18 protein-coding genes are annotated in these 23,375 nt (G+C 43.0%); 16 read left to right on the top strand and 2 right to left on the bottom strand.

Features of this window, described 5'->3' with window-relative positions; genetic code table 11:
• The first annotated feature begins 522 nt into the window (after positions 1-522).
• The 7 genes from RXV91_RS14870 (at position 523) to RXV91_RS14840 (ending at position 8,034) form a co-directional block, all read left to right on the top strand.
• Positions 523-2,169 carry a peptide ABC transporter substrate-binding protein gene (locus RXV91_RS14870; RefSeq protein WP_316440487.1) on the top strand — a complete coding sequence of 549 codons (1,647 nt, stop codon included), beginning with the start codon at positions 523-525 and terminating at the stop codon, positions 2,167-2,169.
• Between the two features lie 155 nt (positions 2,170-2,324).
• The gene (opp3b, locus tag RXV91_RS14865) at positions 2,325-3,254 is read left to right on the top strand and encodes an oligopeptide ABC transporter permease (protein ID WP_021732352.1); all 930 of its coding nucleotides are present in this window, start codon (positions 2,325-2,327) and stop codon (positions 3,252-3,254) included.
• Positions 3,255-3,257: 3 nt separating this feature from the next.
• Complete coding sequence (locus RXV91_RS14860; protein WP_021732351.1) at positions 3,258-4,292, top strand: ABC transporter permease; 1,035 nt, start codon at positions 3,258-3,260, stop codon at positions 4,290-4,292.
• A 15-nt stretch (positions 4,293-4,307) separates the two neighbouring features.
• On the top strand, positions 4,308-5,387 hold the full coding sequence (locus RXV91_RS14855) for an ABC transporter ATP-binding protein (protein ID WP_316440486.1): 1,080 nt from the start codon (positions 4,308-4,310) through the stop codon (positions 5,385-5,387).
• 6 nt (positions 5,388-5,393) lie between these two features.
• Positions 5,394-6,359, top strand: coding sequence for an ATP-binding cassette domain-containing protein (locus tag RXV91_RS14850; protein WP_316440485.1), 966 nt, complete (start codon positions 5,394-5,396; stop codon positions 6,357-6,359).
• 536 nt (positions 6,360-6,895) lie between these two features.
• A complete protein-coding gene (locus tag RXV91_RS14845; RefSeq protein WP_021732348.1) occupies positions 6,896-7,285 on the top strand; it encodes a MarR family winged helix-turn-helix transcriptional regulator in 390 nt (129 codons plus the stop codon).
• A 197-nt stretch (positions 7,286-7,482) separates the two neighbouring features.
• Positions 7,483-8,034: a tyrosine-type recombinase/integrase gene (locus RXV91_RS14840; RefSeq protein WP_316440523.1), complete on the top strand. Its 552-nt coding sequence runs from the start codon at positions 7,483-7,485 to the stop codon at positions 8,032-8,034.
• A 96-nt stretch (positions 8,035-8,130) separates the two neighbouring features.
• Here the strand turns inward: RXV91_RS14840 and RXV91_RS14835 are convergent, their stop codons facing one another.
• Positions 8,131-10,347 (bottom strand): ATP-dependent Clp protease ATP-binding subunit, encoded by a 2,217-nt coding sequence (locus RXV91_RS14835; RefSeq protein ID WP_316440484.1) that lies wholly within the window; start codon positions 10,345-10,347, stop codon positions 8,131-8,133.
• Between the two features lie 481 nt (positions 10,348-10,828).
• Here RXV91_RS14835 and RXV91_RS14830 point away from each other — a divergent pair, with 481 nt between their 5' ends.
• The 7 genes from RXV91_RS14830 (at position 10,829) to RXV91_RS14800 (ending at position 18,484) form a co-directional block, all read left to right on the top strand.
• Positions 10,829-11,026, top strand: a complete 198-nt coding sequence (locus RXV91_RS14830; RefSeq protein WP_316440483.1) for a hypothetical protein — start codon at positions 10,829-10,831, stop codon at positions 11,024-11,026.
• A 149-nt stretch (positions 11,027-11,175) separates the two neighbouring features.
• Entirely contained in the window at positions 11,176-11,442 is a 267-nt protein-coding gene (locus tag RXV91_RS14825) for a phosphocarrier protein HPr (protein ID WP_021732342.1), read from the top strand.
• The gene (ptsP, locus tag RXV91_RS14820) at positions 11,442-13,172 is read left to right on the top strand and encodes a phosphoenolpyruvate--protein phosphotransferase (protein ID WP_316440482.1); all 1,731 of its coding nucleotides are present in this window, start codon (positions 11,442-11,444) and stop codon (positions 13,170-13,172) included. The genes RXV91_RS14825 and ptsP overlap by 1 nt, the downstream gene beginning before the upstream one ends.
• 658 nt (positions 13,173-13,830) lie before the next feature.
• Positions 13,831-15,009, top strand: coding sequence for a glycosyltransferase family 4 protein (locus tag RXV91_RS14815; RefSeq protein ID WP_316440522.1), 1,179 nt, complete (start codon positions 13,831-13,833; stop codon positions 15,007-15,009).
• 81 nt (positions 15,010-15,090) lie between these two features.
• Entirely contained in the window at positions 15,091-16,113 is a 1,023-nt protein-coding gene (locus tag RXV91_RS14810; RefSeq protein ID WP_316440481.1) for a glycosyltransferase family 4 protein, read from the top strand.
• Between the two features lie 3 nt (positions 16,114-16,116).
• Positions 16,117-17,172, top strand: coding sequence for a lysylphosphatidylglycerol synthase transmembrane domain-containing protein (locus RXV91_RS14805; protein WP_021732338.1), 1,056 nt, complete (start codon positions 16,117-16,119; stop codon positions 17,170-17,172).
• A gap of 64 nt (positions 17,173-17,236) precedes the next feature.
• Positions 17,237-18,484 (top strand): serine hydrolase, encoded by a 1,248-nt coding sequence (locus RXV91_RS14800; RefSeq protein WP_316440479.1) that lies wholly within the window; start codon positions 17,237-17,239, stop codon positions 18,482-18,484.
• Positions 18,485-18,654: 170 nt separating this feature from the next.
• Here RXV91_RS14800 and RXV91_RS14795 read toward each other — a convergent pair whose 3' ends face one another.
• Positions 18,655-19,842, bottom strand: coding sequence for a pyridoxal phosphate-dependent aminotransferase (locus RXV91_RS14795; protein ID WP_316440478.1), 1,188 nt, complete (start codon positions 19,840-19,842; stop codon positions 18,655-18,657).
• A 191-nt stretch (positions 19,843-20,033) separates the two neighbouring features.
• Here RXV91_RS14795 and RXV91_RS14790 point away from each other — a divergent pair, with 191 nt between their 5' ends.
• The gene (locus tag RXV91_RS14790; protein WP_003643297.1) at positions 20,034-20,270 is read left to right on the top strand and encodes a YkuJ family protein; all 237 of its coding nucleotides are present in this window, start codon (positions 20,034-20,036) and stop codon (positions 20,268-20,270) included.
• 156 nt (positions 20,271-20,426) lie between these two features.
• Positions 20,427-22,532 carry an LTA synthase family protein gene (locus tag RXV91_RS14785; RefSeq protein WP_316440477.1) on the top strand — a complete coding sequence of 702 codons (2,106 nt, stop codon included), beginning with the start codon at positions 20,427-20,429 and terminating at the stop codon, positions 22,530-22,532.
• Positions 22,533-23,375 lie beyond the last annotated feature (843 nt).

Raw genomic sequence — 23,375 nt, 5'->3', positions numbered from 1 at the left:
TATCGGATTGACCGGCGTGAATAAATGGGGAAACATTCAAAAACCGCTACAATAATAATTTGGTGCTACTGGACTAACTCAATGAATGTACTGACGATTGTTAGCGGTTAGTGACCACGTTATTATAATTAGTAAAGTCATTTAAATAATAAGAGAATGCTGATAAAAAATCAGCATTATTTTTTTGTCGGTGCGCTTTTAGCTGTTTTGACTAACTCTAAAAAGTCTAATTATCGTCAAGATTGGATTGATTTGAATTATTTATTAAGAAAAATTGACGATTGTGTTCACTTGATAATTGAACATTTTTGTGGGACTATAAACGTTGATAAATATGCATTTTGAGTGATTAGTAATAATGCGAATAATATTGATTAATCAGAATAATTAAGACAATTATGACGAAATAATGATAAAAATTAGAGTTTAGGATTGATTTTAATTTATTTATAATATACAATTACTTTAACTTTTCGAGGGAAAAGCACACACAGACTATTTTAAAGTTAGGGGTTGGGTTATATGAATTTCAAAACAGCTGCAAAAGTAACCGTCGTTGCCGGCGCATCCGTACTATTCTTAGCTGCTTGTGGCTCAAGCAAGAGTTCATCAAGTTCGTCTAAGCAAACGGCCAATTGGACCGAATCAGCGGAATTACCAACGATGGACATTTCTAAGTCCACCGACGTGGTTAGTTCTAACGCGTTGAATAACACCAATGAAGGGTTATACCGTCTTGGTAAGAACGGTAAGGTTACACCCGGAATTGCAAAATCCACTAAGGTTACTAATGGTGGGAAGACATATACGTTCACTTTACGGAAGAACGCAAAATGGAGTAACGGGGATAAAGTTACTGCCAAAGACTTTGTTTATGGTTGGCAACGGACCGTTAATCCAAAGACTGCGTCACAATACGCATACTTATATTCAGGGATCAAGAACGCTGACGCTATCGTCAATGGCAAGAAGCCCGTTTCTAGTTTAGGAATCAAGGCTGATGGCGATTACAAGTTGACGGTCACGTTGGATAAGCCAATTGCTTACTTTGACAAGCTGATGGGCTTTGTCAACTTCTTCCCACAAAATGAAAAAGTGGTTAAGAAGTACGGTTCTAAGTATGGGACGAGCAGTAAGGCTATGGTTTATAACGGCCCTTACAAGATGACTGGTTGGACTGGGACAAACCTTTCTTGGACCTTGAAGAAGAACAATGATTATTGGGATAAGAAAGCTGTTAAGATGGACAGCATCAAGTACCAAGTTGTTAAGGATGCTTCAACTGGCTTGAACTTATTTAATTCCAATAAGCTCGACTTTACGACGCTTTCCAACGAACAAGTTAAGAATTATAAGAATGATAAGAACTACTTAGTTCGGAAGACGGCCTCGACTTTCTATATTGAATTTAACCGTAAGGACAGCGATGCAACATTGGCGAAGGCTTTCAAGAACCAAAAAATTCGTCAAGCCTTGTCATTGGCTATCAACCGGAAGTCATATGTAAACAATACCTTGGGTAATGGTTCAACCGTTTCTAAAGGATATGTTTCTGAAGACTTAGCTAAGAACCCAACGACTGGTAAGGACTTTACGACCGATGCCGCTGTTCCTTCTGCAGTCGACTACGACTTAACGAAAGCTAAGAAGTTGTGGAAAGAAGGAATGAAAGAAATTGGCGAAACGAAGCTGAATGTTAAGCTACTTTCTGACGATACTGATGGTGGTAAGAAGACGACTGAATTTATTCAAGGTGCTTGGGAGAAATTGCCTGGTCTGACTGTTACTAACCAGAACGTGCCTTTTAAGACCCGTCTCCAACGGTCACAAAATGGTAACTTCGATACAGTGGTCTCTGCCTGGAACGCTGACTTCACTGATCCAATTTCCTTCTTGTCACTCTTCACGTCTGACAACTCATACAACAATGGGAAGTACGACAGTGCCGCATATGACGCTGCTGTGAAGAAGGCTGAAGGGGCCGATGCCAACAACAAGACGGCTCGCTGGGCTGACATGGTCGCTGCCGAAAAGCAATTGATGAATGATCAAGGGGTCATCCCAATCTATCAACAAGCTTCAGCAACGTTGACACGGAAAGATTTGAAGGGCATCATCTACAACACTGCGGGCTCTAACTACAACTTCAAGTACATGTCCGTTAAATAATGATGTAAATCCACAAAAAAGTGTGTGTGCTTTAACTGAATGAATGTGAAGCAAAGGGGTAAGGATTGACACATTGTTAATCCTTACCATTTTGTTTTATAATGAGGGATGTCATTATTTTTTAAGTTGATTTTAATAGAATGCGAGGAATTCTCATGAGAAAGTATCTTTTAAAGCGGATATTTTACTTGTTCCTGACATTATTCATTGTGGCGACTGCCACGTTCTTCTTGATGAAGTTAATGCCCGGAACACCGCTGCAAAATGAAGCTAAATTGACCCCTAGCGAAAAGGCATCGATTTTAGCCCAATATGGGTTGGATAAGCCCGTATGGTTGCAATACTTCATTTATATTGGCGGAATCTTCAAAGGGAGCTTAGGATTATCCTTTCAGTTCTCTGATCAAGCCGTTAGCTATTTAATTGGTAGCCGGATGGGACCATCCATGCAATTAGGTGGTCAAGCCATGGTTGTTGGGATCATCTTTGGGATAATCCTTGGGGCCGTTGGGGCCATCAGAAAAGATACTTGGGCTGACCGCTTAGCAACGATTTTATCGATTCTAGGAATTGCGGTACCAAGTTTCGTGTTGGCAATCTTGCTTCAATACTACCTTGGCTTGAAGGCCGGCTGGTTCCCAGTTGCTGGTTGGGAAGGCTTCGCTTACACGATCTTACCAACGTTAGCTTTGGCCGCCAGTCCGTTGGCCGAGACGGCTCGGTTTATCCGAACCGACATGGTCGACGTGCTAAGTTCGGATTATATTGAACTAGCTAAGGCCAAAGGGTTGTCGAAGTTTGGTATCGTGTATCACCATGCGTTGCGGAACAGTTTGATTCCAATGGTTACGCTGATTGGACCATTGGCCGCCGCATTGATGACGGGTTCAATGGTTGTTGAAAATATCTTCTCAGTACCTGGGATTGGGGAACAATTCGTTAAATCAATTCTGGTTAACGACTACCCAACGATCATGGGTGTGACGATTTTCTATTCAGCACTCCTTTGCTTACTATTATTGTTGACCGATATTGTCTACGGAATTATTGATCCGCGGATTCGTTTAAATGGAAATGGGGACTAGTTAATGGCAGAAAATCCAAGCAGCATTGATATTAAGCCCGGCGACTTCGAGCCGTTAGATAAACAAGCGGGTCCTGATAATGAACGGATCGCAGCGCCTTCATTGACGTTCGGCCAAGATGTTTGGCGGCGGTTGAAATCAAATAAGACTGCCTTTGTCAGCTTTATCGTATTAGTATTCTTGTTCTTAGTGGCGTTTGGTGGCCGCGCAGTCTATCACGTTGATCCTAACGCACAATCACCACGGTACGCGAACTTACCACCGAAGATTCCGGGTGTTAGTATCCACGGTTTGAATGGTCATTTGACCCAATCTGGTAAGGATGTCGATGCGTACGCGGCAGCTGGTGCCAAGTCGGATGTGCATTATCTTCTTGGGACTGATTATCTCGGCCGGGATTTACTTGCACGGATCATGTATGGGACCCGGATTTCACTTGAAATTGCGCTGATTGCTACGTTGATTGACTTGACGATTGGGGTCGGATTCGGGATACTCTCCGGTTGGAAAGGTGGGCGAGTCGATTTGTTCATGCAACGCGTGATTGAAATCCTCTCGTCCATCCCACAATTGGTTATCATGGTGTTGATGGCCACAGCCTTTACAAAGACTGGGATGGCCTCAATCATTGCGGCGATCGCGATTACTGGTTGGACCACGATGGCCCGGCTGACTCGGGCACAGACCTTGCAATTGAAGAACCAAGATTTTATTTTGGCTGCGCGGACACTGGGTGAATCACCCGTCAAGATTGCTTGGAAACACTTGTTACCAAACCTTTCAAGTGTCATTATTATTCAAACGATGTTCACGATTCCCAGTGCGATCTTCTTCGAAGCGTTCTTGAGTTATATCGGGATTGGGATCAGTTCACCACAAGCTTCATTGGGGACATTGATCTCTGATGGGCAGAAGAACTTCCAATTCTTGCCATATCAGATGTGGTACCCAGCCATCGTGCTGATCATCTTGATGCTCGCCTTTAACTTGTTAGGTGACGGGATGCGCGATGCGTTTGATCCAAAGTCAAAACGTTAGGAGGACGGCAGCACTATGGAAAAACCAGAAAATGTGATTGAGGTCCGCAACTTGGAAATCAATTTCCATACTTATGCGGGCGAAGTTAAAGCCATCCGTGACGTTAGCTTTGATTTGCGTAAGGGTGAAACCTTGGCAATTGTTGGTGAGTCAGGCTCAGGTAAGTCAGTGACGACCCGTTCACTGATGGGCCTGTTAGCACCCAATGCTGAAATTAAACGTGGGAGTATCATGTTCCACGGTGAAGATATTATAAAGAAGTCCGAAAAAGACATGCAACACATTCGTGGTAAGGATATCGCCATGATCTTCCAAGATCCAATGACTTCGTTGGACCCAACGATGCGGATTGGTATGCAGATTGCGGAACCTTTGATGAAACATAAGGGTTTGAAGAAAAAAGAAGCGATTGCCCAAGCGTTAGAAATGCTGAAGCTGGTTGGGATTACTAATCCTGAAGGCCGCATCAATGATTATCCATACCAATTCTCAGGCGGGATGCGGCAACGGATTGTGATTGCGATTGCGTTGGTCTGCTACCCCGAAGTCCTGATTGCTGATGAACCAACGACTGCCTTGGACGTCACGATTCAGGCCCAAATTTTGGATTTGATGAAGGATTTGCAAAATCGAATCGATACGTCGATTATTTTCATCACCCATGATTTGGGAGTTGTGGCCGGAATGGCTGATCGGGTTGCCGTCATGTATGCCGGTAAGATCGTGGAATACGGGACGGTCGATGAGATCTTCTTCAATCCACAACATCCTTATACTTGGGGGCTACTCAACTCGATGCCAACCTTGGATACTGAAAGTGGCTCATTATCCGCGATTCCAGGGACCCCACCAGATTTGTTGGAGCCACCAGTCGGCGACGCTTTTGCCGCGCGGAGTGATTACGCGATGAAGATAGATACTGAGAAAGAACCACCATTCTTTAAGGTATCTGATACCCATTATGCGGCGACTTGGTTATTACACCCAGACGCACCAAAGGTAACGCCTCCCGCCGAAATCGTGCGGCGACAACAAAAGTTTGCGGCTATGCAAAAACCGCAAGCACCAATTTCAGATTCCGTAGCAAAGGAGTAAGTAGACATGCCTGATGAACGCAAAAAAATTCTAGAAGTTCGCCATTTAAAGCAGTACTTTAATGTCGGCAAAAAAGATGAAGTCCGGGCCGTTGATGACGTCTCCTTTGACATTTATGAAGGTGAGACATTCGGTTTGGTTGGTGAATCTGGTTCTGGGAAGACCACGACGGGTCGCTCGATCATCCACTTATATGAACCGACTGATGGTGAAATTATTTTTGACGGCAAGGACGTTTCCAAATTACACACTAAGAAGGAACGCCACGAATTCCGGCGAGAAATCCAAATGATTTTCCAAGATCCATATGCCTCACTGAACCCGCGGATGAAAGTTAAGGATATTGTTGCTGAAGGCATCGATATTCATGGTTTAGCCAAGGACGATGCTGACCGAACGAAACAAGTAGAAGACTTGCTTGAAACTGTTGGGCTCAATAAGGACCATTCTAGTCGGTATCCGCATGAATTTTCTGGTGGGCAGCGACAACGGATTGGAATTGCCCGGGCATTAGCTGTGGAGCCCAAATTTATTATTGCTGACGAACCGATTTCAGCGCTGGATGTCTCGATTCAAGCACAAGTTGTCAACTTAATGAAGGAACTTCAAGTTAAGCAGAATTTAACGTACTTATTTATTGCCCATGACTTGTCCATGGTCAAGTACATTAGTGACCGAATTGGAGTTATGCATTACGGTAAAATTCTTGAGATTGGTCCAGCTGATGAAGTCTATAATCATCCGTTGCATAAATACACCGAGAGTTTGATCTCAGCAGTGCCGGTCCCTGATCCGGAATTTGAACGTAATCGTAAGCAGGTGCCTTATGACGAAACGACCGAGCACGACGGCAAGAAGCGTCGAATGGTTGAAATTGCTCCGGGACACTTTGTACGAGCTAGTGAGGAAGAAATTCCAGTCTATACGAAGCGGGCAGTTGAGGCCGGCTTAATTACGGAATTTTCTGAATAGTGGTTAGTAAAACAGACATTGAGTGCGAATACTCGATGTCTGTTTTATTAATGCAATCGAATATTTGAGCCAACTGTTTTTATAAGTTTAATGATTGATAACTATTATAATCAACTCATGTTAACTTGATATGTAAATTTAATATATATAAAAATTCGCAATGAATGGCAATTGAAATACTGATACTATAAGGATAGCGGCTAGCTCTTAATCACACAAACTGTGACCGGTAGTCAAAGTTATTTGTGTAAAGCGTGTAATTATGCAATAATAATGTTAATAAAGTTTATTAACAAATATAACTATTCATCTTAATAATTGATTCGCACCATTTTTAAAAAAATACTGCGAGTAAAACGGTGATTTCATTGAAGTTATCCAGGATAAGGTTAGCAGCAAGTAATGACCAATTACATTGAAAAGGTTGCTTTAATAGTAATCAGCTCGCACTATTTTTTTAAAAATCATGCGAATGACGGTTTGACTATTTGGGTGGTTAGTGAAAAATGACAACTTTCAGGAAGGATGCTATTAACATGCAACAATCAATTAATTATATTATGAATATCATGCACCTTGAACGCGACCTAAAACGACTCACATCTAATTGGTCGTCCGCTACGGGGCTTAGTTTGAATGAATTACGGATTTTGGTCTACGTTGAACAACATCCAGGCATTCAGATTGGTGACGTTGCGGATGCGTTGAACGTGGCTAAGGCCTCATTGGCACAAAATATTGGGACTTTGATTACCCAGGGATGGTTGAAAAGTCAACCAATTAAACAAGACCGGCGTTTGCGGGTATTAACACTCACTAAAACTGGTCAGGAGCGAATGAAAGAAGTCGATGCTCAGTTGACCCAATCACTCGATACAACGCCGGCAACGCAATTAGCGGATCAATTATCGGCCTTACAACTATAGACTGACGTACACGCTCACGGATGATTAAGTGAAGGTATAACCTTAACGCGGGACAAAGGGAAAGACTCTTTGTTCCGCGCTTTTATTTTAATATTTACTGATGAGAGGAGCGTTATAAGTTAACAATTGCTTAGTTTAGTTTACGCTGGGTTAAGTAATTTGGAGTTAATAAAATTGATTGAGGTGTGATAAAACGTATGCATTATAATGTTGAACCGTTGCGAACTGCACAAGAAATCGATGATTTTTTATGGGCTGTATCGCAAGCGCGTTATGGGGAGCGTAACCGCATGATTGTTTTGGTGGGTATTAATACCGGGTTACGAATGAGTGACATTTTAAGACTAACAGTTGGACAAGTTCGTGGCAGAGATCGCGTCATGATCATGGAACAAAAGACTGGTAAGAAGCGGTGGCTATTTTTGAAAAATCTCAAGGCTGAATTGGGCCGCTTTACGCGCTATCGGGCCACTAGTGAACCATTATTTTGCAGTGATCGGGGGGGTGCGTTGACTGTGAATGGTGTCTATCGGGTCTTCCAGACTGCTAGTGAGTATCTTGAACGTGATGATATTGGGACACATACATTGCGTAAGACCTTTGGTTACCACTATTACCAACAGACGCATGATATTGCTGGTTTGATGATGATTTTTAATCATTCTAGTGAACAGGTCACAAAACGGTATATTGGTATTGAGCGAGATAACTTAGAGCGGCAATTATGGGACTTTAAACTAGGGGTTTAGTTGTGGGTCATGTTGCTAACACCGTTTTGAAAATTGAAATAAAAAAAGAGCTAGTGACGTAAATGAGATTTACATCATTAGCTCCTTTTTACAATTTTAATCAGTCTTAGTCTCAGCCGCTAAAACAATCTTACCGTCTTCAACTTTTGCGACCATATTCTTAACGTCGCCATGGTCCAAATAGAAGTCGGCGATGCGATCTTCGATTTGTTCCTGGATAACGCGCCGAAGTGGCCGAGCGCCCATTTGTGGGTTGTAACCTAGTTCAACCAGCTTTTCCTCAACGGGTTCCGTCACGTGAACATGTAAGCCTTGGTTAGCTAACATGCCGTTGACATCTTCAATCATCAAGCCAACAATCTTCATCAAGTTTTTCTTGGATAGCGCGTTGAACTGGATGATGTCATCAAACCGGTTTAAGAATTCTGGTTTGAAGTAATCTGTCAACCGGCTAGTGATGTCGTGAGTCTTACCTTCAGCAGCAGCGCCAAAGCCAACGTTAGCCTCACTGTCGCCAGTTCCGGCGTTGGAAGTCATGATGATAATCGTATCCTTGAAGCTGACTGTCCGGCCTTGTGAGTCGGTCAACCGACCATCATCGAGGATTTGCAAGAACATGTGCATGACATCTGGATGAGCCTTTTCAACTTCGTCTAGTAAGACCAAGCTATAAGGATGGCGCCGAACTTGTTCAGTTAACTGACCGGCCTCTTCGTAACCAACATAGCCAGGCGGTGAACCAATCAACTTAGCCACTGAATGAGGCTCCATGTACTCACTCATATCAAACCGAATCATGGCATCTTGTGAACCAAACAGTTCTTTAGCCAGTTGCTTAGCTAATTCAGTTTTACCAACCCCGGTTGGGCCGACAAACATAAAGGAACCGATTGGCCGTCCCGTCCCATTGAGACCAATCCGATTACGCCGGATGGCCCGGGCAACGGCTTCAACAGCTTGGTCTTGGCCGATAACCGTACTCTTAAGATCGGGTGCTAAGGTCTTCATTTGGGCCTGTTCCTTAGCTTGTAAGTCACCAACAGGAATACTCGTCTTTTCTTCGACGATTTGTTCCATGTCCTTGACTGTTACAGTGGCAGTGTCGTTATTAGGCTGGCCGGCACTTTCATCAGGCTTAGCTTTTTCTAACTTAGCCACTTGATCACGATAGTAGGCCGCTTTTTCGTAGTCTTCCTTCTTCAAGGCGTCCTGTTTCTGCTTTTCGGCCTCGTCGATCTTTTCTTGGATCGTCTTTGGATCGACCGTCTTCAACGTCAAATTCTTACGTGAACCGGCTTCATCGAGTAAGTCGATGGCCTTGTCAGGTAAGAAACGATCTTGAATGTAACGGTTTGATAACTTAACTGCCGCTACAATAGCATCTTGATCATACTTAACGTGATGATAGTCTTCATACTTCTTTTGAATCCCTTCTAGAATCTTGATGGATTCTTCGACACTTGGTTCGTTAACCGTGACCGGTTGGAACCGGCGGGCGAGGGCGGCATCCTTTTCGATGTCCCGGTATTCATTTAATGTCGTGGCTCCAACTAATTGGAAATCACCACGAGCAAGGGCGGGCTTCAAGACGTTACCAGCATCCATACCACCTTCAGCATTGCCGGCCCCCATGATTTCATGGATTTCGTCAATGAAGAGGATAATGTTCGGATTACTTTGAACTTCCTTCATTAATTGCTGCATTCGTTGTTCAAATTGACCCCGAATACCAGTCCCTTGAACAAGCGAAGCCACGTCCAAACGAATAATTTCTTTATCTAACAGTTTTTGTGGAACTTGACCAGAAACGATCTTCTGTGCTAAACCTTCTACGACCGCCGTTTTACCAACCCCAGCTTCACCAATCAAAACGGGGTTATTCTTGGTCCGGCGATTTAAGATCTCGATAACACGATTGATTTCGTTATCGCGACCAATCACTGGATCAATTTTGCCCTGTTTAGCTTGCGCAGTTAAGTTGAAACCGTATTGGCCAAGGAGGCCACCGCCGTTGTTATTGCCACGACGGTTACCGCCATTAGGACCAGCTGGCTGGGTCGGTGGGGTCTGTTGTTGCCGGTACGCGTTAGAATCAACGCCGCCCTGCATTGCACGGAAAATGTCGTCAAGACCACCAAAACCGAATGGATCTTGTGCCATATCAGCACCTCCAACTCCGTTATTTGGTTGCTGTTCCTGATTCTTTAGCAGTTGATAGCAATTTTGACAAAGGTTGATTTGTCGCCGCTGACCGTTGACGCTCGTATATAAATGAATCGTCGCTTCGTTCTTATGGCAATTGTCACAAAGCATTATGCTGTCACACACCTTTCGCATCAGAAATATAACTAAATCGATTAGGATCATAGTTAAAGGTTCATCGGCTCTTTGACCTTTGTTGACCTTTGACTATTAGTATAGCGAATTTATGGACTGTTGCAAGTGAAAAGCCTCAGGGTCAAAACTGGACGTGCGGCCTAATTAATTCGCAACGACTAATTGATTCAAATATTTCTGAAGAGTCTGGATAGTTGCAACTCATAGCTTGTCATGTAACCGGATTCGTTGTATATTAATTATCTGGCTAGGATAAGTTATGTGTGCAACTGTCTGTCTATATTATAGTACAAAGCGGTTTTTTTGCATGCATCGAGCCTGACCAGTTTTGATGTTTGTTAGGAATGGCCTTTCATTGGCAGTCACCAACTGTCAGTGAGCGGCGGAGGGCCTTAACCAACGGCATTGATTGTGATGCAGCAATGTGTCAACCTAACTTTGAGGAGGCGGTAATTGTTTGGCAACGGATTATACCCAATTAATGGAAGCGTTACGTCATGGCGAACGCGAAAGTTTTACCGTGACGCCGGATGAATTTATGACTTTTCACGATGCTTATATGAAATATGAGTATCGGAAACGAGTCATTGGTATGGCGGACTTAGATGGCCGTATCGTTTACCATTTCGAGAAGGATGGTAAGACAACCAATTAATAGGCCTAGCTTGAATGAAAGGGCTTGTATTTTAATTGGATAATTGCTATCATCATTATTAAGGGCTCTTGAGCATACGTGTTGGCGGCAACTCGAATGGACTCGGAACCAATTTTAAATTTATTTATCTTGAAGGAGATCGAATAGTTATGGAAAAGAAAGAATTTCACGTAATCGCAGACACTGGTATCCACGCACGTCCCGCAACTTTATTGGTACAATCAGCAAGTAAGTTCAACTCAGAAATTACGTTGCAATACCAAGACAAGTCCGTTAACTTAAAGTCCATCATGGGCGTTATGTCACTCGGTGTTGGTAAAGATGCTGACGTTACCATTTCTGCTGAAGGTGCCGACGAAGCCGACGCCATCGCAGCTTTAACTGATACGATGAAGAAAGAAGGATTATCTGAATAATGGCTGAAAAGGTACTAAAAGGAATTGCGGCCAGTGATGGTATTGCAATTGCTAAGGCCTATATGCTAGTTGATCCAGATTTATCATTCGAAAAAACAACGGTTTCTGATACGGATGCCGAAGTTGCACGGTTACATGACGCTTTCGATGCTTCCAAGGCTGAACTAAAGGTCATTAAAGACAAAGCGGTTGAAAACTTGGGTGAAGAAGAAGCGGAAGTTTTTGAAGCTCATATCACCATTTTGTCTGACCCAGAAATGCTTGGGCAAATTGAAGGTAAGATTAAGGATGATAAAGTCAATGCTGAAGAAGCGTTGAAGGAAGTTACCGATACTTTCATTTCAATGTTCGAAGCAATGACGGACAATGCATATATGCAAGAACGAGCTGGTGATATTCGCGACGTGACGAAGCGGGTCTTAAGCCATTTGTTAGGGGTAACCTTACCAAGTCCAGCTTTAATCGACTCCGAAGTAATCGTGGTTGCCCACGATTTAACACCTAGTGATACGGCTCAACTTGATCGTAAGTATGTTAAGGGCTTCATTACTGACATTGGTGGTCGGACTAGTCATTCGGCTATCATGTCACGGACGCTTGAAATTCCAGCGGTCGTTGGTTCTGAATCTGCTACGACTGATATCAAAGAAGGCGACACGGTTGTCTTGGATGGTATCAATGGTGACGCTTTAGTTGCGCCAACGGATACTGAAGTTGCCGATTACCAACAAAAGGCTAAAGACTTTGTTGCGCAAAAGGCCGAATGGGCGAAGTTGAAAAACGAAGCCACCGTTTCTAAGGATGGCAAGCACTTTGAATTAGCTTCTAACATCGGGACACCGGACGATATGGACGGCGTTTTGGATGCTGGCTCTGAAGCCATTGGGTTGTTCCGGTCAGAATTCTTGTACATGAATAGTTCAGAATTACCTGACGAAGATACCCAATTTGAAGCTTACAAGAAGGTTGTCGAAGGGATGAACGGCAAACCGGTTATCGTTCGGACTATGGATATCGGTGGTGACAAGGAATTACCATACTTGCCATTACCTGATGAAATGAACCCATTCTTAGGTTACCGGGCTATTCGGATTTCCCTTGATCGCGATGACATTTTCCGGACCCAGTTACGGGCGTTATTACGGGCGTCACATTACGGTCAATTACGGATCATGTTCCCAATGATTGCCACGCTTGATGAATTCCGTAAAGCTAAGGCCATTTTTGAAGAAGAAAAGGCTAAGTTGGTTGCAGCTGGTACGCCAGTTGCTGATGATATCAAGCTTGGTATCATGATCGAAATTCCAGCGGCAGCTATTTTAGCTGACCAATTTGCTAAGGAAGTTGACTTCTTTAGTATTGGGACTAATGACTTGATCCAATACTCCTTTGCTGCCGATCGTGGTAACGAACAAGTGTCATACTTGTATCAACCGTACAACCCATCGTTGTTACGCTTGATCAAGCATGTCATTGACGCTGCTCATGCTAACGGTCGCTTCACGGGGATGTGTGGTGAAGTTGCTGGGGACCAAATTGCGGTACCATTATTGATGGGCTTAGGCTTGGATGAATTCTCAATGAGTTCAACTTCCGTGCTTAAGACACGTTCATTAATGAAGAAACTTGACACTAAGGAAATGGCTAAGTTAGCTGATAAGGCACTTAACGAGTGTGTCACTAACGAAGAAGTCAAGGAATTAGTTGAAAAGAACGTCTTTGGTAAATAAACGATTAAGCTAAGAGCAAATCTGCGGATTTGCTCTTTTTTTGTACGCTGGCATTGGTAGTACGGTAATCCATAATGACTGCAATGGTTGGTGAAAATTAGAACAGTCCAGCCAGACATTATATTTGTAAGTGGCGTCATAAGGCTGGCGTTCTTAAAGATAGTTTTTGGCGCTTACCTTGGAAGTGTGCATTTCTAGCTGACATAATTTCAGTTGGGGTATATCCGCCTAGGAGGATGGAAGGATTAGCATTGGTTAAAAGGCTTGTGACCGGCTGTCAGCTAATAGTACTAAAAAGCAAAATGTCGTAGCACTGTCGTAGCACGCATTTTGACGAGCGAGGAGGTAGCCGCTTGCTACGAACTGGCATTGATGGTGCTAAGGGACTTACAACGTGCTTACATCGTGGAGACAGAATATGGCTTAACATTTTCATAATCTGTGACTAATTTTCAGTCAGCGCTTAGATGGGATTTCTTTGCCACGAACTCTTAATTTATATTAAGATTATTTGCAACTCGGATATTTAACCAATATAATGTTTATAATATAGGCATTAAGTCGTATTTCGTCACGACCGTGTATTAATGGTCTAAAAGCGGTTAAGCAACATCAGTTAACGACATTGTTGATTGATGGAGATAAGGGGAGAATCTACGTGAATATCGGGATATTTACAGACACATACTATCCACAAGTGAGTGGGGTTGCAACGTCAATTAAGGTGTTGCGCAATCAACTCGAACGGGCTGGTCATCAAGTCTATATCTTTACGACCACGGATCCCCATGTTGATAAGAATATCTATGAACGAAATATTTTTCGGTTTACGAGTATTCCGTTTGTTTCGTTCACGGATCGGCGAATCGCTGTCCGCGGACTGTTTAAGGCTTACCAAGTTGCTAAGGATCTCGGACTGGATATTGTTCATACTCAGACAGAATTCTCAATGGGGATGATTGGTAAGTTTGTTGCTAAACAATTAAAAGTACCGTGTATTCATACTTATCACACGATGTATGAAGATTATTTACATTATATTGCAAACGGCAAACTGTTAAAACCTTATCACGTTAAGGAAGCCACCCGAGCTTATTGTTATCATCTCAATGGAATTGTGGCACCTAGTGAGCGAGTAGCTAAGACACTTACTGGCTACGGGGTCAAGGCGCCAATTCGGATTATTCCCACTGGAATTGACATTAATCAATATGAGCAGCAATCGACGGTTGATTATCGACAAAAGCTTGGTTATCAGCCAGAGACACCAGTTTTATTGTCATTAAGTCGGTTGGCGTATGAAAAAAACATTCATGAAGTCATTGCGGCATTGCCAGCAATCTTAGCGCAAGTGCCGACTACTCAATTACTAATTGTTGGAGATGGCCCAGCACGTGAAACGCTGGAAAATCAAGTTCAAGATGCTGGACTAACAGCCCACGTCAAATTTACTGGTGAAATTGATAATGATGAAGTTTATAACTATTATCAGATGGCGGACCTATTTGTTTCGGCTTCCAATTCGGAATCGCAGGGGCTGACGTACATTGAAGCGCTGGCTGCGGGACTTAAAACGGTGGTTGCATCTAGCCCGTATACGGATCAGTTATTAGATGATCCATCATTGGGAACGACATTTACTAGTGAGGCCAGTCTGGTCAAGGACGTGGTTCGCTATTTACAGCATCCTAATACTTTTAATGATCCCAAGCCTCGTCAAAAGAAACTTTATCAAATTTCAGCGGAGTATTTTGGCAAGCAAGTCATCAATTACTATCAAGACGTGCAGTTGGCGTATTCTGAATCATCGGATAAGTCGGCCAATATTAGCAATTAACGTGTGTCGGGAAACGAACGAGTATCACTGATAGTTCAGGGATGCTTATTCGGTATGGGCCACGTTGTGAGGGGACGAATTATGTTAGACATTACTATGTTTTCAAAAGCTGACTCGGTCAAGGGTCAGGGGGTCGGCAGCGCCTATTTAGAATTAATGCGGTTGTTACGAACCCATTGGCAAGATGAATTTAATATTAAGGTTAATCGGTATGGTCATGCGGCAATTTCACATTACCATACGGTTAATCCGATGTTTTATTTATCCACGTTTATGCCCAATCGTGGTCGCAAGATTGGCTATGTACATTTTTTACCAGAGACACTTGAAGGGAGTTTGGAGCTACCGCGACCGTTTCAGATGATTTTTAATCGCTATTTGATCTCGTTTTATAAGCGAATGGATCATATTGTCGTCGTGAACCCGACCTTTATTCCGAAACTAGAAGCTTATCATATCAAACGGGCGGATGTGACCTATATTCCTAATTTTGTTAGTAAACGTGAATTTTATGAAATGACCAAGGCCAAACAGTTGCGCTTACGCCAACAGTACGGTTATGATCAAAACAAATTTATGATTATTGGGACCGGTCAGATTCAGGATCGGAAAGGTGTCCCTGACTTTATCACGCTAGCGAAGCAGAATCCAGATATTCAGTTCGTGTGGGCCGGCGGATTTTCATTTGGCCGGATTACGGATGGCTATCAAGAATTGAAGCGCGTGGTGGATAATCCGCCAGCTAATCTGTCTTTTCCAGGAATTGTGCCGCGTGAAAAATTAGTGGATTATTATAACATGGCAGACTTATTCTTGCTGCCTTCTTATAATGAACTCTTTCCAATGTCGGTCTTAGAAGCCTTTAGTTGTGGCACCCCAGTCTTGCTACGGGATTTAGATTTGTACCGGGCCATCATTGATGGTTACTACCAGGCGGCCAGTGATGTTGATGACATGCAACAGCAGATCGACCGCTTACGACATAATCCAGCCGGGTTGCAATTTTTACATGATAAGGCGGTGTTAGCTGCTCAGGATTATTCTGAGGAACGGCTGGCTAAGATTTGGCATGATTTTTATTTGCAACAGGCAAAAGAGGGGTAGTCAATGACAAGAAAAAACATCTGGTCATTACTCGTGATGGTTGCGCTAGGTGTCGGCATTTCTTGGTACTCGTTGCGCAACGTTAAGTTAAGTAATCTGATGGATGACATCCTCACCTTGAATTGGTGGTGGTTGTTAGTGGCATTAGGTTGTGTTGGACTGTACTTTGGCCTAGAAGCGGTGGTCGTACAAAAGTTTGTCAGACATCGTTATCGAAACTATACGTTTAAAAATGCTTTACGTGTCCCCTTAGCGGAGCAGTTATTCAACGGTATTACGCCGTTTTCTTCAGGTGGTCAACCAGCTCAGATTTTTGTGATGGCCCAGTCAGGAATCGATGCGGGGCGTGCGAGTTCGGTAGCACTGATGAAGTTCGTTGTCTTTCAGGCGATGGTGGTGTTAAACTTCTTATTTGCAATGTTAATTGGGTTTCATTACTTGGCTGAGAAGTTAAGCTACTTATCGTTATATGTGTTGTTAGGGTTTCTCATTCACTTTGCAGTGATTGTTGGGCTACTATTAGTGATGTACTGGTATAACTTTACGAAGCGAGCGGTGAAGGTGGTATTGGCACCCGTGGGTTGGTTCATGAAGGCCGAACGGTTTGCCAAACTTGAAAGCAATATTAGTGAAAAAATCGACTCGTTTTACGAAGAAAGTGTTCGAATGACCAAGGACTGGCGGATGCTGGTCGAAGTTTGTATCGTGACGTTTTTGCAGTTGTTGGTTTACTACTTGATTCCGTATTTTATTATGCGGGCGATGGGGATTGATGACGTTAATTTGATCATGGTGACGAGCCTGAATGTTTTGATTTTCTTGGTCACATCACTGTTCCCAATTCCTGGTGGGGCTGGTGGCGCTGAGTTTGGTTTTACTGCCTTGTTTGCAAAGTTTATTCCTAGTCATAGTAAGTTAATTCTGGCAATGCTAATTTGGCGGATCTTGACGTACTATTTGGGTCTATTTTTAGGGATGATTGCAATGGCGATGCGGCCCGAGAAAGCTGAAGAAATTCCGATTGTTGCGCCTGATCAGTCGGATTCACAAGAACAGTAATTTGAATGAGTCGACGTCATTGTTCGGCTCATTTTTCGCGGTTATTTAATTAGAGGAAGGTACTATGTTAAAGTTAATTAAACAGCGGTTAGTCTGGGGATTAGTGTTGATGACAGCTGTCGGTGGCTGGTTAAGCAACGGTCAAACGGTCCAAGCAGCCAGTAGTAAGGCCGATGAAGTCAAAGCAGCTTACGTGATGGATGCCAAGACTGGTCAGGTGGTCTACGCGCAAAACGCTGATCAGCAGTTGCCAATTGCATCCTTAAGCAAATTGATGACACTCTATTTAGTTGAACGAGCCATTGAACATGGTCAAATTAAGTGGACGGATACGGTACCCATCCAGAAAAATATTCGTAAGATGGCGACTAGTGCAACGTTGTCAGTGATGCCAATGCCTGCTAAGGAAAGCTTTACAGTCAAGGAATTATTCGCGGCCACTTTGGTTGGCTCCTCAAATAGTGGGGCAATTGCGTTGGGTGAGTACGTTGCTGGTAGTAATGCTAAGTTCATTAAGCTAATGAATCAACAAGCAATCAAATGGCACCTAGATGCCAGCTTTATTAGTGCATCGGGGCTTGATAATACGGACTTAACCAATTACAATCTCAAGCTTAAGGGAACCAGTGAGCAGGGGCAGAACCTAGTGTCAGCTCGAGCAGTCACGACCATTGCACAACATTTGATCAATGACTATCCAGAAGTTATCGATGTTGCTAACCAGCGTTCGGTTAAAATTCATAAGTATACTGTCCCGACTTCAGTAGAAATCCTAAAGGGAGAAAAATCCTATGATCCCCGAGTACCAGTGGATGGATTGAAGACGGGATATACAAATCAGGCAGGGGCTTGCTTGGTGGCGACCTATCAACAAAATGGTCGGCGAATGATTGCCACAACGCTTGGTGGTGCTTGGCAGTTTACGGCTAATAACAACTTGCGACTGATGCTCAAAACGACGGAGCGGTATCAGCCAGTCGTTTCGAAGAAAATTAATTATCAGATTCCGGGAACAACAACGAAGGTTCCCCTGGTGACAAAGAGCAATACGACGATGTGGGCTAACAGTAAGCATCCGTTAACGCAGACGAAGATTGCTTTATGGCCACTACATCGAACTGAACCGAACTATGTGGCCGCGAATACGGCGGTTCTCAAAGTTCGGTTGACCGACCCGCTATCGGGAACAACACAAGAAGTGGTTTATCGGACGCCGGAAGCATTGACGATGTTAGGACCACTACAATGGGCAACAACACCGGCAAAAAGCACTGTGACGACGCCAACTGGTGCGTATGCGTTTGCGAAGTAGTTTGTTGCAGATTAGAATAATGGAAACAAAAAGGGACGCCAATTGCTGGTAAACAGTAATTGGCGTCCCTTTTGGGGGTTACGGGAAATGGATTGGTCACTGACCAGCTTTCCCGCAATGATTCAAAGTATTGACTATCACGATACTAGTTTATTAAAACAAGGTTGCTGTTAGTTGACACGGTTACTTGGGTTTTGCATATAAGCAGTTAATCGGTCCATGGCCTGGTGTAGCTTTTCCATGCTGGCGGCGTAGCTTAACCGAACGTAGCCTTCGCCCTCGACACCAAAACCTGTACCAGGAATAATAGCGAGTTGATTTTTACGCGCAAGGTCTTTACAGAAGGCCATCGAGTCTTGCTGGAAACCAGCTGGAATCTTAGCAAAAATGTAAAAGGCTCCGGTTGGACGGGCAATTTTGAAACCAAGCTTCGACATCGTTTGGTAGACGAAGTCACGACGTGTTTGATATTCTTGCCGCATTGGTTGTGCATCATCAATTCCGTTGGTAAGGGCTTCAACCCCAGCTTTTTGAGCAATCGTGGTTGCAGCGGTGACGTAATACTGGTGGACCTTCTTCAGTTGTGCGGTCATTTCCTTGGAAGCGAATAGGAACCCAATCCGCCAGCCGGTCATCGCATGCGACTTGGACAAACCATTGATTAAGATCACTTCGTCAGGAATGAACTTGGCAATTGAAACGTGGTCACTGCCATAAGTTAATTCACTGTAGATTTCGTCGGAAACAACCCATAAGTTGTGGCGGTGGAAACAGGCGGCAAGTGCTTTGATTTCATCTTCAACGTAAGTGACCCCGGTTGGATTGTTGGGGTAGTTCAACACGATGCCTTTGAAGTTTTCATCAGGATGGGCAGCGATGAAGTCATCGACCATCTTAGGCGTGATGACAAAGTCATTAACGCCGGTGTCCATGAAGAGCGGCTTGGCGTGCGCTTCTTGAATGATGGGAATGTACGCTGGAAAGATTGGGGACGGAATGATAATGGCGTCGCCAGGATTACAGATTGTCGTCAATGCAGTTGCAATGGCTTCAGTTGCTCCCACGGTCACTAAGACTTGGTCTTCAGCATCATAATGGATGCCGTACTTTGTCTCTTGGAAGTGTGCTGCAGCTTGGCGTAGTTCCAACAGACCAGCCATGCCGGTGTAGTGAGAATAATTATCATCGATGGCTTTTTTAGCAGCGGCCTTGACGTGTTCAGGGGTGTTGAAGTCAGGTTCGCCGAGTGTTAATTTAACCATGTCAGGAATCGCACTAACTTCTTCATCAAATTGACGGATGGTGGAAACTTGAATGTGACTGATTGTTTCATTGAGATCGTCTCTAAATAATGTCATATATCCGAACTCCTTTTAATTTATAAGTTGTTCTAATTTTAGCACAACTTCTCATCGTCTTAGCAGGAAGTTAGGGTATAATTATAAGTGTGAAATTTTGTGTTAAAAATAGGTTTTCTATGAAAAAACGTGTTATTAGTCCTATTTTTTGCTAGAATATAAACAAAACTTGAAGGAGCGAGATTAGTATAATGGATAAATCTGAACTATCAGCAATTCTCAAACGATTAGAAGCCATGCGGACAACTGAAGCGACCGAAGTGCAATCACGACGGTTTGAAAAGGAAGGCGTTCAACGTGGCCAAGTAGCGTACGATCCCGCCACTTCGACATATACGTTGCAAGAATTTAACCCGGACCAAACGTTTGAGTTCGATAACATCGACCTAGTTGCCATTGAATTATATGATTTACTAACGGATAACTAGTATTCCCCCAAAATCCAGATAGGTTTTCGATAGATCCATATTATGACGCGTTGTAATGTTGAAGAATTTTTGAAGAAATCTTCAAGATATTGCTAAGTAGGGCGCAACCGTTATAATATGGATTTGTTAATAGCAATAACGGAGGAAGAAATTACCATGCCTAAATTTATAAAAAACACGGTTGGGAAGGTCAACACGACGTTGGGCTTTTACCTCCTAACCGTGGTCTTATTTTGGCTAAAGACATATATCGCTTATAAGAGTGAATTTACTTTAGGGGTTAAGGGACCCGTTCAGGAATTTATCTTATTCTTGAATCCATTTCCGACAGCAATTGTGTTGCTCGGTATTGCCTTATATTTCCGGGGCCGATTAAAGTATTGGATTATGATGATCATCGACGCTTTACAGACGACGTGGTTATTTGCCAATATTTTGTATTACCGGGAATTTTCTGATTTTATGTCGGCAGGGGTAATTAAGAGTTCTGGTGCTGCTAGCAATAATCTCGGCAAGAGTTTAGGGCAGATTATTCACGGAACTGACTTTTTAGTTTATGCGGATGTTGTGCTATTGATTCTGTTATTAGCCTTCAAGGTGATTCGAATCGATCCACGGCCCTTTAAGATTCGGTATGCGGCAACGCTGACCATGATTGGGGTCGCATTATTCGCTGTTGATCTCGGGATGTCCGAGCACGACCGTTCAGATTTGTTGACGCGGACGTTTGATAACAACTACATTGTTAAGTACTTAGGGCTGAACACATATGCAGGGTATAGTTTTTATCAGACTGAAAAGGAAAGTGCCACGCGCGCCCAAGCAAGTAGCAGTGATATGAAGAGTGTCCTTGCTTACCTGAAGAAAAATCAGGCTGGCGAGAACGTCAAGTATTTTGGTAAAGCCAAGGGGAAGAACGTTTTTGTTATTCACTTGGAAAGTTTCCAGCAATTTTTAATTGATTATAAGGTTGATGGTAAGGAAGTCACACCAAACCTGAACAAGTTTTATCATGATAAGAGTACTTTGAGTTTTGATAATTTCTACCATCAAGTGGCACAGGGAAAGACCTCTGATGCTGAAATGATGATGGAAAACTCATTGTTTGGGTTACCAACTGGGTCAGCGATGACACAGTATGGGACGTCCAATACATTCCAGGCAGCGCCAGCAATTCTGTCACAAAAAGGCTATACGACAGCAGCTTTTCACGGTGATGTGGCCAGCTTCTGGAATCGGGACAACGCTTATAAGTCGTGGGGGTATAACTACTTCTTCTATTCTTCTTACTATAAAGAGAAGTCAGACTACAATATTGGTTATGGCTTGAAGGATAAAATCTTCTTCAAAGACTCTGTTAAGTATTTGGAGCAATTACCACAACCATTCTACGCAAAACTGATTACGTTGACGAACCACTATCCATACGAATTGGATAAGAAGAACCAGACGATTGACAAGACGACGACCGGGGATTCAACCGTTGATGGCTACGTTCAGACGGCCCATTATCTTGATCAAGCATTTGCCGAATTCATTAGTTACTTGAAGAAGGCCGGCTTATATAAGAATAGTATGATTGTGCTTTATGGGGATCATTATGGGATTTCAAACAACCATAAAGCTGCCATTGCACAGTTATTGGGTAAAAAGTCGGTAACGAGTTTCGACTTGGCTCAATTCCAGAAAGTACCATTTATGATTCATTCTGAAGGAATCAAAGGTGGTATTAACCACACGTATGGTGGTGAAATTGATGCGTTGCCAACGATTTTTGACCTGTTAGGGATCAAGAACAAGGGCTACATCCAGTTCGGAACAGACTTACTGTCGAAACAGCATAACCAGACAGTGGCTTTCCGGAACGGGGATTTTGTCTCACCGACATATACGAAGATCAGTGGGACAGTCTATGATTCGAAGACCGGTAAGAAGCTAACGGATATGACGACGAAACAGAAGGATACTGTCAAACAGATGCAAAATCATGTGACGACGGAACTCTCACTCTCTGATCGGGTCATCCAGGGTGACTTACTACGGTTCTACACGCCTAAGGGCTTTAAGAAGGTCAATAAGTCGGACTATAGTTATAAGCTGACTAAGACCCTCAAATCATTGAAAGAGATCCAAGCTGAGAAGAAGACGAGTGTTCTCTCGAAGCATAAGGGCAAATCAACGGAGAGTCTGTATAAGACGGATGCACCAGAACTGTCTAGCTCAAGTGACAGCAGTAGTAGCTCAAGTAGCAGTTCAGATTAAGTGAAGTAGTTTGGTATTAAGGATAACGCTAACGGCGTTATCCTTTTTTTGTGATTGTAATGCGGCAAATCCGGTATTAAATATATAGTGCAGGCTAAGTGGAAAGGTCATGCGTTTAACTAGTAGGTCGGGTGGCTCCATATATTTGAGAGATATTGTAAGCTAATTATGGTAGGACCAATTATTGGTTGAGTCAAAGCTGTTGCTGAATACTAGATTAATGATGCTGATAAACAGCGGTTGTAGGGAAGTCGCTGAGGGATGAGGCCAGGAGTGCGATGTTCAGCGAGTAGCTTTTGCTGGTGGCACATCCAAAGGCTGATTAATGGAAGTAAAAATATTCATTGAGGCTGGTAGGGCGAGTTGTGAAAAATAGTGATTGAAAATTAAGAAAGTGTTTTGTTAAAGTTTTACTTGCTATCTTGGTGAAAACCCCGTAAAATGTAGTCTATTGCGACATTAATCGGTGTTTAAAACTTTTCTGAAATTAATTCATAAAAAGGGTTGACCCGGGTCGTTATTCTTGGTATTATATTTCTTGTCGTTAAGAGCGATATGCAACATTACTCATTATTATGAATATTCAAATTGATGTGAGCATTTACATTGAATAGTTATTCAAAATAATTTATAAAAAGATGTTGACAGCTTGTTCTGATGATGATAAACTTTAATAGTTGCGTTGAGGTAATCAACGAACGATTTAGACCTTTGAAAACTGAACAAAGTTTCGACGAATCAAATGTGTAGGGTCTCTTGGTTTTGGATCAAGAGCAAAAACATTTGCGAAGTCAATTCGCTAGCAAATAAATTTTAGTACAACTTTAAATGAGCTTTTTAGAA

The organism is Lactiplantibacillus sp. DA1 (assembly GCF_032681335.1).
Classification (GTDB): Bacteria; Bacillota; Bacilli; order Lactobacillales; family Lactobacillaceae; genus Lactiplantibacillus.
This window is presented reverse-complemented; position numbering and strand designations above follow the sequence as displayed.

What these genes read in the sequence shown, in the direction of transcription:
- RXV91_RS14870 (WP_316440487.1), top strand. Translation starts at nt 523, where the DNA reads ATGAATTTCAAAACAGCTGCAAAAGTAACCGTCGTTGCCGGCGCATCC.
- opp3b (WP_021732352.1), top strand. Translation starts at nt 2,325, where the DNA reads ATGAGAAAGTATCTTTTAAAGCGGATATTTTACTTGTTCCTGACATTA.
- RXV91_RS14860 (WP_021732351.1), top strand. Translation starts at nt 3,258, where the DNA reads ATGGCAGAAAATCCAAGCAGCATTGATATTAAGCCCGGCGACTTCGAG.
- RXV91_RS14855 (WP_316440486.1), top strand. Translation starts at nt 4,308, where the DNA reads ATGGAAAAACCAGAAAATGTGATTGAGGTCCGCAACTTGGAAATCAAT.
- RXV91_RS14850 (WP_316440485.1), top strand. Translation starts at nt 5,394, where the DNA reads ATGCCTGATGAACGCAAAAAAATTCTAGAAGTTCGCCATTTAAAGCAG.
- RXV91_RS14845 (WP_021732348.1), top strand. Translation starts at nt 6,896, where the DNA reads ATGCAACAATCAATTAATTATATTATGAATATCATGCACCTTGAACGC.
- RXV91_RS14840 (WP_316440523.1), top strand. Translation starts at nt 7,483, where the DNA reads ATGCATTATAATGTTGAACCGTTGCGAACTGCACAAGAAATCGATGAT.
- RXV91_RS14835 (WP_316440484.1), bottom strand. Translation starts at nt 10,347, where the DNA reads ATGCTTTGTGACAATTGCCATAAGAACGAAGCGACGATTCATTTATAT.
- RXV91_RS14825 (WP_021732342.1), top strand. Translation starts at nt 11,176, where the DNA reads ATGGAAAAGAAAGAATTTCACGTAATCGCAGACACTGGTATCCACGCA.
- ptsP (WP_316440482.1), top strand. Translation starts at nt 11,442, where the DNA reads ATGGCTGAAAAGGTACTAAAAGGAATTGCGGCCAGTGATGGTATTGCA.
- RXV91_RS14810 (WP_316440481.1), top strand. Translation starts at nt 15,091, where the DNA reads ATGTTAGACATTACTATGTTTTCAAAAGCTGACTCGGTCAAGGGTCAG.
- RXV91_RS14805 (WP_021732338.1), top strand. Translation starts at nt 16,117, where the DNA reads ATGACAAGAAAAAACATCTGGTCATTACTCGTGATGGTTGCGCTAGGT.
- RXV91_RS14800 (WP_316440479.1), top strand. Translation starts at nt 17,237, where the DNA reads ATGTTAAAGTTAATTAAACAGCGGTTAGTCTGGGGATTAGTGTTGATG.
- RXV91_RS14795 (WP_316440478.1), bottom strand. Translation starts at nt 19,842, where the DNA reads ATGACATTATTTAGAGACGATCTCAATGAAACAATCAGTCACATTCAA.
- RXV91_RS14790 (WP_003643297.1), top strand. Translation starts at nt 20,034, where the DNA reads ATGGATAAATCTGAACTATCAGCAATTCTCAAACGATTAGAAGCCATG.
- RXV91_RS14785 (WP_316440477.1), top strand. Translation starts at nt 20,427, where the DNA reads ATGCCTAAATTTATAAAAAACACGGTTGGGAAGGTCAACACGACGTTG.